The 14451-nt window shown below is 31.0% G+C and carries 13 protein-coding genes; 8 read left to right on the top strand and 5 right to left on the bottom strand.

What is annotated here, in order from left to right:
- The 3 genes from EUBDOL_RS00995 to EUBDOL_RS00985 all read left to right on the top strand — a co-directional run.
- Positions 1–1310, top strand: a 1310-nt coding sequence (locus tag EUBDOL_RS00995; protein WP_004797589.1) for an HsdM family class I SAM-dependent methyltransferase, incomplete at its 5' end; no start/stop codon positions are given.
- A complete protein-coding gene (locus EUBDOL_RS00990; RefSeq protein WP_004797587.1) occupies positions 1310–2824 on the top strand; it encodes a restriction endonuclease subunit S in 1515 nt (504 codons plus the stop codon). The genes EUBDOL_RS00995 and EUBDOL_RS00990, both read left to right, overlap by 1 nt.
- Positions 2825–2862: 38 nt before the next feature.
- On the top strand, positions 2863–3663 hold the full coding sequence (locus EUBDOL_RS00985) for a tyrosine-type recombinase/integrase (RefSeq protein ID WP_004797423.1): 801 nt from the start codon (positions 2863–2865) through the stop codon (positions 3661–3663).
- A 15-nt stretch (positions 3664–3678) separates the two neighbouring features.
- Here EUBDOL_RS00985 and EUBDOL_RS00980 read toward each other — a convergent pair whose 3' ends face one another.
- The 5 genes from EUBDOL_RS00980 to EUBDOL_RS10915 all read right to left on the bottom strand — a co-directional run bounded on the left by EUBDOL_RS00980 (position 3679) and on the right by EUBDOL_RS10915 (position 11404).
- Positions 3679–4182 (bottom strand): restriction endonuclease subunit S, encoded by a 504-nt coding sequence (locus EUBDOL_RS00980; protein WP_083781320.1) that lies wholly within the window; start codon positions 4180–4182, stop codon positions 3679–3681.
- A 66-nt stretch (positions 4183–4248) separates the two neighbouring features.
- On the bottom strand, positions 4249–5802 hold the full coding sequence (locus EUBDOL_RS00975; protein ID WP_004797421.1) for a restriction endonuclease subunit S: 1554 nt from the start codon (positions 5800–5802) through the stop codon (positions 4249–4251).
- Complete coding sequence (locus EUBDOL_RS00970) at positions 5802–7286, bottom strand: type I restriction-modification system subunit M (protein ID WP_004797584.1); 1485 nt, start codon at positions 7284–7286, stop codon at positions 5802–5804. The genes EUBDOL_RS00975 and EUBDOL_RS00970 overlap by 1 nt, the downstream gene beginning before the upstream one ends.
- Position 7287: 1 nt before the next feature.
- Complete coding sequence (gene hsdR / locus EUBDOL_RS00965; RefSeq protein ID WP_004797582.1) at positions 7288–9642, bottom strand: EcoAI/FtnUII family type I restriction enzme subunit R; 2355 nt, start codon at positions 9640–9642, stop codon at positions 7288–7290.
- Positions 9643–9877: 235 nt separating this feature from the next.
- Positions 9878–11404: an HNH endonuclease gene (locus EUBDOL_RS10915; protein ID WP_004797580.1), complete on the bottom strand. Its 1527-nt coding sequence runs from the start codon at positions 11402–11404 to the stop codon at positions 9878–9880.
- 374 nt (positions 11405–11778) lie between these two features.
- Between EUBDOL_RS10915 and EUBDOL_RS00955 the strand changes: the two genes are divergently transcribed.
- The 5 genes from EUBDOL_RS00955 (at position 11779) to EUBDOL_RS11105 (ending at position 14356) form a co-directional block, all read left to right on the top strand.
- Positions 11779–12198 (top strand): sigma factor-like helix-turn-helix DNA-binding protein, encoded by a 420-nt coding sequence (locus tag EUBDOL_RS00955; RefSeq protein WP_004797579.1) that lies wholly within the window; start codon positions 11779–11781, stop codon positions 12196–12198.
- A 540-nt stretch (positions 12199–12738) separates the two neighbouring features.
- Positions 12739–13005, top strand: a complete 267-nt coding sequence (locus EUBDOL_RS00950) for a helix-turn-helix domain-containing protein (RefSeq protein ID WP_050750065.1) — start codon at positions 12739–12741, stop codon at positions 13003–13005.
- Positions 13006–13059: 54 nt separating this feature from the next.
- Positions 13060–13227 (top strand): hypothetical protein, encoded by a 168-nt coding sequence (locus EUBDOL_RS11535; protein ID WP_004797575.1) that lies wholly within the window; start codon positions 13060–13062, stop codon positions 13225–13227.
- Positions 13228–13240: 13 nt separating this feature from the next.
- Positions 13241–13576 carry an Arm DNA-binding domain-containing protein gene (locus EUBDOL_RS10910; protein WP_004797572.1) on the top strand — a complete coding sequence of 112 codons (336 nt, stop codon included), beginning with the start codon at positions 13241–13243 and terminating at the stop codon, positions 13574–13576.
- Positions 13577–14356: a site-specific integrase gene (locus EUBDOL_RS11105; protein ID WP_083781324.1), complete on the top strand. Its 780-nt coding sequence runs from the start codon at positions 13577–13579 to the stop codon at positions 14354–14356. It begins immediately after the preceding gene.
- Positions 14357–14451 lie beyond the last annotated feature (95 nt).

Here is a 14451-nt window from a genome sequence, read left to right as displayed (position 1 = left end):
CTGATCAATTCAAGTGGTCTAATTGGGCACATGATGATGGTTCAGGTAAGGCGATTACTGGTGATGAATTACTAGATTTCGTTAATATTGAATTGTTCCCTGCATTAAAGAATCTTGAGGTTAATAAAGAAACACCAATCAAAAAATCGATTGTTAAAACTACTTTTGAAGATGCAAATAACTATATGAAAGATGGTGTTTTGCTTCGTCAAGTTATTAATGTAATTGATAAGCTGGATTTAGGAGATTATGAAGAAAGCCATGCATTTGGAGAAATATATGAATCTATTCTGAAAGAACTTCAAAGTGCAGGTTCTTCAGGTGAGTTTTATACACCTAGAGCAGTTACCGATTTTATGGCTAAAATGATTGAACCTAAAATAGGAGAAACCATGGCAGATTTCGCCTGCGGGACAGGGGGATTTTTGACTAGCTGGATTAAAGAGTTAGAGAATAAAATACAAACAAATGAAGATAGAAGAAAATTCGATTCTTCAATTTATGGAATTGAAAAAAAGCAATTTCCTTATATGTTATGTATAACAAACATGCTTTTGCATGGTATTGATATCCCAAGAATCGAGCATGATAATTCTTTATTATATGATGTTTTAGATTATACAGATGATGACAAATTTGATGTAATTTTAATGAATCCACCCTATGGAGGAAATGAAAAAAGTGATGTGAAGAATCACTTTCCATCGGATTTAGCTAGCAGTGAAACAGCTGACTTATTTATGTCTGTGATTATGTATCGGTTGAAAGAAAATGGTAGAGTAGCAGTTATTTTACCTGATGGTTTCTTGTTTGGAACTGATAATGCAAAAGTTTCGATTAAAAAGAAATTATTGAATGAATTTAATTTGCATACAATCGTAAGAATGCCACATAGTGTATTTTCACCATATACTTCAATAACAACTAACATTTTATTCTTTGATAAGACAGGAAAAACGAAAGAGACATGGTTCTATCGTTTGGACATGCCAGAAGGATATAAGAATTTTTCTAAAACAAAACCAATGAAACTTGAACATTTTGATCCTGCGATTAAATGGTGGAATAATCGAGAAGAAATTTCAATTGATGGTTTTGACAAAGCAAAAAAATACTCAAAAGCTGAACTAGAAGAGAAAAATTACAATTTAGATTTATGTGGTTATCCTCATGAGGAAGAAGAAATATTACCTCCTAAAGATTTGATTAAAGAGTATCAAGAAAAGAGAAAAAGTTTAAACGCTGATATAGATAGAATTTTAGGACAAATTTCTGAAATCCTTGGTTTTGATTTTGAGGAGGAAGAGTAATGGAAGATAGAATGACAGCCCAACAATTGAAAAATTCAATTCTTCAAATGGCTGTTCAGGGAAAACTTGTACCTCAAGATTTAAATGATGAGCCAGCATCAGTTTTACTTAGAAGAATAAAAAAAGAAAAAGAAGAACTAATTAAGGAAGGGAAGATTAAAAAAAGTAAAACAGAATCTTTCATCTTTCGTGGTGCCGATAATCTTCATTATGAGCAGATAGGTAAAGAAGTACGATGTATTGAAGATGAATTGCCATTTGAGATACCTGATAATTGGGAATGGAAGTCGTGGGGAGAAGTTTCGTATAAAATCCAATATGGATATAATGCACCTGCAAAAGATACAGGAGTAATCAAAATGGTTAGAATTACGGATATACAGGATAATCAAGTTTTATGGGATAGTGTTCCTTTTTGTAATATTAAAGAAAATGAAATACCTGATTATTTACTACATAATTTTGATATATTGTTTGCTCGAACGGGAGGTACAGTTGGTAAGTCGTTTCTGGTAGAAAATATCAACGAGGACTCTGTATTTGCAGGATATCTAATTAGAACTGTTTATAACTATAACGAAATTAATCCCAAATATCTTAAGTATTTTATGGAAACTTCTTTATACTGGAGTCAACTAAAAAAAGGAACAATTGCAACTGCCCAACCTAACTGTAATGGACAAACACTCTCAAAAATGATACTGCCTATTCCCCCACTCCAAGAACAACATCGAATAGTTGCAAAACTTCAAGAATTAGAACCGTTGATTGAAAAATACAGAATTGCTGAAGAACAATTACATGAACTAAATTCAAATATCAAGGATCAATTAAAGAAATCGATTCTTCAATATGCAATCGAAGGTAAACTAGTACCTCAAGATCCAAATGATGAACCTGCATCTGTATTATTAGAGCGTATTCGAGAAGAAAAACAACAACTTATCAAAGAAGGTAAAATCAAAAAAGATAAGAATGAATCCATCATTTTTAGAAGGGATAATTCTTATTATGAGAAGTTTGGAAATACAGAGTTCTGTATTGATGATGAAATAAAATGTAGCGTTCCAATTAATTGGATTTTAACAAGACAAAAGAATCTTTGTTGGCTTAATAACGGGAATTTATCAAAAGGTGAGATACTTCCTTATTTAGAAGTAAAAGTTTTACGTGGAAATAAGGAAGCAGAAACAAAAGATAGTGGAGTGATAGTGACCCGTGGCACTAATGTTATTTTAGTTGATGGTGAAAATTCGGGAGAAGTAATGAAAATAAAATACCGAGGGTATATGGGAAGCACTTTTAAAATATTACAAACTTCTAATTTTGTTAACGAAAAATATGTAGACATCATATTTCAATGCAACAGAATTAAATACAAACATAACAAAAAAGGCGCTGCAATACCTCATTTAGATAAAGAACTATTTAATAATACGCTTATCTTTTTGCCACCAATAACCGAACAACAACGAATTTTAGAAAAAATTAATCTCATAACACACTTACTTTAATATTTGTACTTATAATTTTCTTCCGAAGGAGGATTGTTATGAGTAAACAATTTAAAGAATATTTAGAAAAAACAAATTTTTCAAAAAATACGATTGATTCGTATGTATTTGCTGTTGATCAGTATTTTATACAGTATGAGGATATAAATAAAAAAAATTTAAAACAGTATAAAACTTGGTTAATAGAAAACTATAAGCCTAAAACAGTGAATCTTCGTTTAAGAGCTATTAATTGTTACCTAGAATTTTTAAGTAAAGGAAGTTTGAAATTACCATTTATCAAAATTCAACAAAAAACTTATCTTGAAAATGTTATTAGCGAAGCAGACTATAACTATTTAAAGAATTGTTTGAAAAAAGATGATTTGGATTGGTATATGGTAGTTAGATTTCTAGCTGCTACAGGCGCTCGAGTGAGTGAATTGATTCAAATAAAAGTAGAACATGTGCAATTAGGCTATATCGATATTTATTCAAAAGGTGGTAAATTAAGACGAATATATATTCCTGTTAAATTAAAGAAAGAGGCATTGATTTGGTTAAAATCTAGGAATCAGGAAACAGGATTTATATTCTTAAACAAATATGGGAACAGAATTACTACCAGAGGAATTTCGGGGCAATTAAAAAAATTTGCTTTGAAATATGATATTAATCCTAATGTGGTATATCCGCATTCGTTCCGCCATAGATTTGCAAAAAATTTTTTAGCAAAGTGCAATGATATTGCTTTTTTAGCAGATTTAATGGGACATGAAAGTATAGAAACCACAAGAATATATTTAAGAAAAACTTCCACAGAACAACAAGAACTTGTTGATAATTTAATTGATTGGTAAAAACAATACTCCATTCTAACAATCTAGAATGGAGTATATTTTGTTGATCGTATTAACAATTTTAATTTGTTCTTCAAAAGGAGGTAAAGGAAGTAATTGATTTTGTAGATTTTTTTGCGTGATTTGATTTATTGTTTCTGTTTTGACATTATCTAATTGATTTCTAAAAGTAGGTGAATCTAAAAATATTTTTATATAAGGATTAAATTTACTACTAAATTTAGTCATAAAAGCCCCAAATGATGCTTTTTCAATATCTACAATCGCACACTTTCCAACTAAAGAACGACTTCCGTTTCTAGCACAAATAAGTAGATCATTTTTATATATCATTGCTTTTTGTGGCACTTCACATGAAACATATAAGTTATCGCAATATGACATTTTTCCATTTTGAATATTTCCTGATCTTAAAACTAAAATTCCTTTTGAATTAGTTATATCTGACGATTTATATGTTAAACCAATATTTGATTCACCTACAGTACCTAATCTAATCCATTCCCAAGTATTTGGAATTTCAAATGGTATAAGATCATCAATTTTATTTGTAAATTCGGCAAACTTCTCATAATAAGAATAATGTTAAATAACTTTTCCTAACAAATTTACTATTCTTATTTGTTCTTTGAGAGGCGGAACTGCTATAAGTGTTTTTATGATTTTTTCTTTTGAAATATTAGGTTGAGCCCCTCCTTCACCTTTTTTGACAAAGTTTCTTTTATTAGCTAGTAAATAGAAAAATAAGTATTTTGAATAGAATGGTTTGTATACTAAGCATGCGCAACATGCTTGATTTGTAGTTGCTGGAAAAGTCAGTATTCCTAACTTTCCAATTGTTGCTCCATACATCGCAATTAAAACAGAACCAGATGGATTAAGTTTAACAGAAGTTTTTTCTAAAGCTAATTCTGTTATATGATTTGGAATATTTGTGATATATCCGTCATTCAAATCTCCAGTTAATAACCAAGGTATTGTACCATTCGAATAATACTCGTTATTTGATTTGCTAGGAGTAGCGCCTGCTCCCCAATTCCCAATATTGTTAAGTCTTGCCCATTGCCATGAATTTGGTATCTCAAACGGGATTTCATTGTCTATACAATACTCAATTCCGTTTATCTTTTCATAATAAGAATTATCCCTTCTAAAAATGATGGATTCATTCTTATCTTTTTTGATTTTACCTTCTTTGATAAGTTGTTGTTTTTCTTCTCGAATACGCTCTAATAATACAGATGCAGGTTCATCATTTGGATCTTGAGGTACTAGTTTACCTTCGATTGCATATTGAAGAATCGATTTCTTTAATTGATCCTTGATATTTGAATTTAGTTCATGTAATTGTTCTTCAGCAATTCTGTATTTTTCAATCAACGGTTCTAATTCTTGAAGTTTTGCAACTATTCGATGTTGTTCTTGGAGTGGGGGTAGAGGAAAATAAATTGAAAATAATGATTTTTGTACAAAATGCTTAATAGTTACACCTTTAAAATAATTATCCAATATTTTGGAGACTTTATAAAAAGATAGAACTCTTTGATAAAAAACTGGATTAAGTTTTTCATAAAAGCGAACACGATGTAACGCATTTTGATAATACATTGTTTTATTTTTGTTCCACACTGCTGACCTTCCTGCATCTCCACCTTCACAAATTAATAAATCTCCATCTTGAAGCAAATATTTTTGTTTTTCTGCCTCATTAAATTTTGCAATCTTGATAGTATTCATATCAATGTAATCTGATTGGATATTAATACTACATAAGTATGGAACAGATTCACCAATATCTTTTGTTTTATTTAGTGTTTTTCCTAAATAAGATTCTGCAATATCATTAATGTGTACCCATTCCCAATTATCAGGTATCTCAAAAGGCAATTCATCCTCAATACATCGTACCTCTTTACCTATCTGCTCATAATGAAGATTATCGGCACCACGAAAGATGAAAGATTCTGTTTTACTTTTTTTAATCTTCCCTTCCTTAATTAGTTCTTCTTTTTCTTTTTTTATTCTTCTAAGTAAAACTGATGCTGGCTCATCATTTAAATCTTGAGGTACAAGTTTTCCCTGAACAGCCATTTGAAGAATTGAATTTTTCAATTGTTGGGCTGTCATTCTATCTTCCATTACTCTTCCTCCTCAAAATCAAAACCAAGGATTTCAGAAATTTGTCCTAAAATTCTATCTATATCAGCGTTTAAACTTTTTCTCTTTTCTTGATACTCTTTAATCAAATCTTTAGGAGGTAATATTTCTTCTTCCTCATGAGGATAACCACATAAATCTAAATTGTAATTTTTCTCTTCTAGTTCAGCTTTTGAGTATTTTTTTGCTTTGTCAAAACCATCAATTGAAATTTCTTCTCGATTATTCCACCATTTAATCGCAGGATCAAAATGTTCAAGTTTCATTGGTTTTGTTTTAGAAAAATTCTTATATCCTTCTGGCATGTCCAAACGATAGAACCATGTCTCTTTCGTTTTTCCTGTCTTATCAAAGAATAAAATGTTAGTTGTTATTGAAGTATATGGTGAAAATACACTATGTGGCATTCTTACGATTGTATGCAAATTAAATTCATTCAATAATTTCTTTTTAATCGAAACTTTTGCATTATCAGTTCCAAACAAGAAACCATCAGGTAAAATAACTGCTACTCTACCATTTTCTTTCAACCGATACATAATCACAGACATAAATAAGTCAGCTGTTTCACTGCTAGCTAAATCCGATGGAAAGTGATTCTTCACATCACTTTTTTCATTTCCTCCATAGGGTGGATTCATTAAAATTACATCAAATTTGTCATCATCTGTATAATCTAAAACATCATATAATAAAGAATTATCATGCTCGATTCTTGGGATATCAATACCATGCAAAAGCATGTTTGTTATACATAACATATAAGGAAATTGCTTTTTTTCAATTCCATAAATTGAAGAATCGAATTTTCTTCTATCTTCATTTGTTTGTATTTTATTCTCTAACTCTTTAATCCAGCTAGTCAAAAATCCCCCTGTCCCGCAGGCGAAATCTGCCATGGTTTCTCCTATTTTAGGTTCAATCATTTTAGCCATAAAATCGGTAACTGCTCTAGGTGTATAAAACTCACCTGAAGAACCTGCACTTTGAAGTTCTTTCAGAATAGATTCATATATTTCTCCAAATGCATGGCTTTCTTCATAATCTCCTAAATCCAGCTTATCAATTACATTAATAACTTGACGAAGCAAAACACCATCTTTCATATAGTTATTTGCATCTTCAAAAGTAGTTTTAACAATCGATTTTTTGATTGGTGTTTCTTTATTAACCTCAAGATTCTTTAATGCAGGGAACAATTCAATATTAACGAAATCTAGTAATTCATCACCAGTAATCGCCTTACCTGAACCATCATCATGTGCCCAATTAGACCACTTGAATTGATCAGGAATAATAGAAATGTAATCATCTTCATCCATTTCCCAGTCTTGTTCTTTTGCATCATATACCTTTAAAAATAGCATCCATGCAATTTGTTCAATTCTTTGAGCATCGCCGTTGATACCTGCATCGTTACGCATAATATCTCGGATACTTTTTACAAATCCTGATAAATTACTCATATTAAATCACTCCATATATAACATTTTGTAAACTTTGAACTGCATTTATATAGCCAGTTTTCCCACCAAAATAACTCGCAATTTTTGAAGGTGTACCATACTTTTTGAATGGTTCTAATTTCAATACTTCCGTAGTTTCAATTTCATAAATGCCTTCATTTTTATATGTTTCTAAAAGTATTTCTAATACTTCACGAGCTACTCCGCTATACTTACCAAAGAAGTCTGATTTTTCAACACTATTTGCCCTTTCTTTTCTAGTTAATGGTTTTTGATCAAAAGCAATATGACAAATAAAATCAAAATCATCTACATCTGACATATTCTTTTCTTCTTTTAATGCATTTAAGTCAATGCCTTGCTGTAACAATAAATTAGATATTTCTTCTTTTTTCTTATTGCAAGTCCAAGTGTTAATAAAATTGTCTAAAGATGCAAATTCCCCTTTGATATTGGTCTTTGTATAATCTATAATATTTTCTACTCTTAATAACTTGCCTTCAGCATCATAAACCGAAACTTTTTTATTTATAATTTCTACTTTACAACCATTCGCATCTATAAATGGTTTTGTTTTTATAATATCTTCACCTTTACCATTAGGATTATCTCCATCAACTTCTTTTATTGGTCGTCCAGGTTTTTCTTCATTTGTATAACCTTCGTTTACTTCAATCGGTCCATCCCATTCAGGATCGCTAAATAGTCTAGTCACATTTCTAAAGTCCATTACTACAAAATGTGTTTTACCATCTTTTTCTCTAATTCTCGTACCACGACCAATGATCTGTTTAAACTCTGTCATAGATCCTATCATTTGATCTAAAACTATCAGTTTTGTCATCTTACAGTCTGCACCTGTTGATAAAAGCTTGGATGTTGTCGCAATTACAGGATACTCTTGAGATGTTGAGATAAAATATTTCAATTTACTTTTTCCATATTCATCACTGCCAGTTATTCTAACAACATAGTCATCATGATTCATATCTTTATTTAAATTATGAAGTGCAATCCTCATCCGTTCTGCATGAGCTTCATTCGCACAGAATACAATTGTCTTTTGCATCCGATCAGTACTTTTCAAATAATTTGTTATTTCTCTTGCTACAGAATTGATGCGATCTTCAATGACGATATTGTAATCAAAGTCACTGTTTGTATAAATTCTATCCTCTATGATATTTCCATTAATATCAGTTTGACCTGCGAGTGGTCTCCATCCTTCAGCAATGTCTGTCATAATGTTAATAACTTTAAATGGAGCAAGGAAACCATCTTCAATACCTTCTTTTAGACTATAAGTATACACTGGCTCACCAAAGTAATCGATATTGGAAATCTCTTTTGTTTCTTTTGGAGTAGCAGTCATACCAATTTGAGCTGCAGACGAAAAATATTCTAAAATTTTTCTCCAGTTACTTTCCTTTTTTGCTGAACCTCTATGACATTCATCGACAATGATTAAATCAAAAAAGTCCTTCTTAAATAATTTGGCAAGTTTAGATGTAACTTCTTCGTCATCACTATCATCACTATTTCCTGCTAGTTGTTGATAAAGTGAAAAATATACCTGATATGATGTTATTGTATTTGGATCATCTTCATTGAAATTAATTTTATGAATTACTCTCTTCAAAGGCGAAAAATCTTGATCAATTGATTGATCCACAAGAATATTTCTATCCGCCAAATATAATATTTTTCTTTTTAACCCACTTTTTAATAAGCGATATACAATTTGAAATGCTGTATATGTTTTACCAGTACCAGTCGCCATAACTAGCAAAACACGATCTTGTCCTTTTGCGATCGCTTCTAAAGTCCTATTAATTGCATTTCTCTGATAATATCTTGGATCAAATGATTTTTGACTCGAATAGAAAGGTTGCTCTAAAACCGTTTCTTCATCACGCGATATTCCTGCTCCTTTATTTAATTCACTTTTATATCGCTTTAGCAATTCTTCGGAAGTTGGAAATTCATTTAATGCAATTGTTCTTTCTTCGTTTGACAAAAAATCATATTCTTGAAACCCATCTCCATTTGAACTATATGCAAAAGGAACATCCATCATTTTTGCATATTCTTTCGCCTGTTGCATACCATACGAAATACTGTGATTATTATCTTTTGCTTCTACAATCGCAATCGGTTTCCCCTTATTTAACCACAAGACATAATCTGCTTTCTTCGGAGACATTCGCCGTACTACATTTCCTTTTAAATTAATTCGACCATCTGTGATTCTATACTCCATTGTGATTTTGTTCTTATCCCATTTTGATTCAAGAACAGGGGTAATATACAATCGCTTAACATCTTCTTCGGTCATTTGTTTTTTAGTTAGTATCATATAAATCACCTCTTACACGATCGATGAATCATAATAAACTATTAGAAACTTCAAAAAACACTTCTCCCACTATGTGCATAAAATAGTTTATTCACACATACCCAATTCAATTTTTTCAAATCATATGACATAGTTCAAAGATTCAATATAAATATTATAACATTTATAACTTTTCAAAAGAATATACTACACTAAAATTCAAGTGTTATGTTACATTTTTTGATTGTTTTTTCTATCAAAACCCATAATATGATAACAATTCATCTAAACTAACACCTATTTTTTTATTCTTCAGTAATTTTTTTCTATCGTTATATAATTTCTTTATTAATGCATCAGCATTTTCACCATGATGTATTTCTCTATGACATTGACTGCATAATGAAACAATATTTTCTTCAACATCAAGTGAATACTCGAATAAATCTTGTTTTGACATAGGAATTAGATGGTGTGCTTCCATATATGGAAACCCATCATTTTTACGCTTGAATGAAATATGCTTTGCATCAATTTCGCACTGATGTTTAGAATGAATGATGGCATTATTTGCTCTTTTTCTTTCTCTTTTATATATTAAAACACCATGAAATGAAATTTTAGGTTCCTGCTTTTTAACTACTTCCTTTGTATATTCAAATGTTTCATCCCCATTAAATCTATGATTCGTTATTTCTTCGTTTAATTCATCATCTTGAGTTAAATTCTCTTTTGAAACATCTTTTTCATATTTTTCTTTTGTATACGCATCAATATATTTTAAGACTTCATCCACAAAACTTTTATGCTCGTTTTTATTTGCGTACCATATATTTGCTTGACCAAATCCGATATTATCATCATTCGATTTCGCTCTTGGTATTTCAAAAGTTCTTTCATCTTCAGACAATAAGATGGCATGTTCATATTTCGTTTCAAGATTAAAAGGTCTCTCTAAATATTCTTTTCGATTACGATATACTTTTGCATTTTTATACCATCCAACAATTACGGTCTTATCAATATTTTTATCAGGATTTTTCGCACAGAAAACAACTGTTACATAATCAATCTCATCTTGTTCTTTATAGCTAGGATCAATATTTTCTATATGTAATTGTTTAGGTGTTCTGTTTCCATTTTTATAACCACCAACATATTTTGTTTCAACAAAACCTCGTACCATGCCATCTTCACATCTATGGAAATTATATTTTTCAAAAGCATCTCCAGTATCGATAATATATTGTCCACCGTTGATTGGTTTTTCTTCATAATTCAAACAATCATAGTGCTTCATATAAGCGATATTGCAGAATAACACTCTTTCATTGTTGCTTACGATTCCTAGTTCTTCCATAGCTTGAGCAAGTTCATCTCTTAATACCCAACTGAACTTCCCTTTATTTTCAGGAAGATTATTTAATTTTTCGTTAGAGTAAAAAGGAATGTTCCATGAGCGATCAGTTCCTGAGTCGTCTCTAATTTGTTCTTCAAATTCCACTATATGAGATTTACAAATTCGATTCCTAAAATCACCAACCCTTAAATTAATTCCACCTAAGCCAATTTTCTTTTCTAAATCACGACAAAAAACTGTTTTATTAGGCGAATAATATGTTTCTACTAAAACATTGCCGATAAAATCAAATCCCTTTTTATTGGAAGCTAATTCATTACGCAAAATAGCTTTCCAATCTTCAACCGAAGATATTCTAGGTTTATTTAACTCATAATACTCTTTATCTTCATAATCCTGCTCATAATATGCTCTCTTTATCATCTATTTCAATCTCCTTGAATGTAATATCGTTACTACAATTATAACAGTTTCAAATATGCCTAACTAGACTATAAATTCACTATCCTGTGAATATGACTATTTTGTCACTAGATATCAAAAACTCCTAGTTTTTTAATGTGTTAAAATTAAGGTGTGAAAGGAGTTTAAAATTCAGTAACAAATCGCTACTTGTATCAAATATAAACAGTATCAAAAGCCCAAATATAGTAGAAACCAACTTATCATATACACTCGTATATTTTTAACACGCGTTTCTAAGATAGGAGGGCTTTTTTATGTTTCTAAAGCCTCATGCACGCTCTCCGCCTCTGTTTCGAATCAAGAAATTGATTGCAGAAACGGAGGTATAAAAAATGGAAAACAATAAAAAGTATGCAATTTATGTCAATAAGCAAAAAGTTGAAGTATCAAAAGAAGTTTATCAAGCCTATTGGAAAAGCGTGGAACATGAACGCTATCTTATTCGTCAAATCAAAAACACTTGCATCTATCTAGATCATCTTTTAGATGACTATGAAAGAAATTCAGTAGAACTAGAAACTGTGAAAGATTTAGATCCAACGCATGATAATGCTATGAAAAATATCATGATTGAAGAATTAAGAGATAAATTAGCTTCTTTATCTGATGAAGAAAGAAATCTCATTCAAGCTGTTTATTATGATGGAATGTCTGATCGTGAATATGCTAGAAAGACCAACCAAAAACAAACAACCATCAGCAAAAGACATCGTGCATTACTTCGTAAATTAAGAAAGTTATTAAAAATATGAAAATAAAAGTACTCACTTTGTCTTGAAATTCCTTATCTACTTGAGGGGGAATTTCCCCATTACTCCCTCTCCTCTCTTCTTTCAAATGAAATAAGAGTGTGGTTCTTTGACATTTTGAATAGCCATGGTTAACTACATACAGTTCGTAGCTGTTATAAGAGAGCGACTTTCGTTTGTACGCCAAGACCTAATAGTATTAGCGAGCGATTCATACAAGACGATGAAATAGATTGGTAATCTATTTCGCCATGACCTTATAGTAATGATACTCCACGAAAGTGCCTCCTAGGTCGGGAGTGGTGTAATTCCAGTGAAATGATACCCATCATTGATTAGTCATGCCCAAGATCGAGGGACACGAAAAATATCGATTATTGATAAGCAATCAATTATTTTGATTTGATAACAGATTAAACAGGCAGAGTTTATATAGATTCTGCCTGCTTTGTAAGTTATTGAATTCTTTGCGCTAGATATATACAAAGTGTTGTGGTATATGTTGTATTGCCAAAGGCAATAGTAACGAAAGGTGATGACGAAATGACGACAAGATCGCATAAAATGGTATTCGACCAAGAAGAAAAGACTCTAATACAGGATTTAGGAATACGCATTGCGAAATTAAGAAGCGAAAAGAATATGGCAAGAGCTGAACTTGCAAGACAATGTGATCTACATGTTCAATACTTGTTTGATGTGGAAACTGGAAAACGAAATATGACCATTTATGTTCTATGCAAAATCGCAAGAGCTTTGGGTATTTCTGTCAGCGAACTAGTAAAAGAGTGTAAATTAAGCACCAAGTAATGATTCTTTCTTGCTGGTGCTTTTTTAGTATCAGTAACAAAGGAGGTTAACATTATGATTACTGTATATGAAATTATGGAATTACTAGGTGTCAGTAAAGCAACTGCATATCGCATTATCATTATCTTAAATACCAAATTAGAAAAGAAAGGCTATATGACAGTTCGAGGTAAAACATCAAGAAAATTCTTCTTCGAAAACTATTATATTAACAGCAATTAATGGAGGTAATGTTATGTCGGTTTATAAAGATGAAAAACGAGGTACATGGATTGTTACCCTTACCTATGAAGATTATTATGGTGAAAAGAAACGAACAGCCAAGCGTGGTTTTAAGACCAAGAAAGAAGCAAAAGCTTGGGAAAATGATTTTCTAGCTAACCATACAAATGATGTTGATATGACAATCAATCAATTTTATGAAATCTATTCCAAAGATTTAGAACATCGCATTCGATATAATACCAAAGAAACAAAAGATGCTATTTGTAAGAAATATATCTTGCCCTTACTTGGCGATAAGATCATGTCAAAAATATTGGTATCCGATATCATACGATGGCAAAACTAAATCTTAAGTTTAGGATTAGCACCTACTTATGTCAGAACGATTTATAATCAAATAAGAGCCATCTTCAACCATGCGGAAAAGTTCTATGGATTAACTAATAACCCTTTACGAAAAGTACAAAAGATTGGCACAAAAAATCCACAAGCCATCAACTTTTGGACAAAAGAAGAATTTGATCGATTTATCGAAGTAGTAGATGATGAATCCTGCTTCATCCAATTTAATGTCTTATTCTATACTGGACTACGTGTTGGCGAACTCATTGCATTACAACTAAAAGATATAAATTTCGCCAAACGATATATTGATGTCAATAAATCAGCACAATATGAGCATGGACAATATATCGTAACCGATACGAAAACACCAAAGTCAAAACGACATGTTACTATGCCTAAATTCTTGAGTGATATGATCAAACAATACATCGATAAGTTTTACTTCATCGATCAAAATGAACAAGTCTTCATGACCAATAAACAAAGACTCAAAAGAGATCTTGATTATTATGCTGATAAAGCAAATGTAAAACATATCAGAGTTCATGATTTAAGACATAGTCATGCCAGTTATTTAATTGAATTAGGTATGCAACCAAATCTTGTGCAAGAAAGATTAGGACACGAAAAGATTGAAACAACACTTCAAACTTACTCGCATTTATATCCTAATAAACAAAATCAATTAGCAGATTACCTTGATCAAATCATTCAGATTAAAGATCAAGAAGCAATCGATTCTCCACCTACTTCCCCACTCTTAATTGAGCAGGCAAGATAGAGCATCTATAAAGGCTTAACCGCCTTCTTTTTCGTTTGTTAATTTCTAATATATCAATTTTGTCACAGTGGTATCTATGATAAGTTAGATTTGAT

It is taken from the genome of Amedibacillus dolichus DSM 3991 (assembly GCF_000154285.1).
GTDB classification, from domain to species: Bacteria; Bacillota_I; Bacilli_A; order Erysipelotrichales; family Erysipelotrichaceae; genus Amedibacillus; species Amedibacillus dolichus.
The sequence above is the reverse complement of the archived record's forward strand: the minus strand, read 5'-3'. Positions and strand labels throughout refer to the sequence as shown.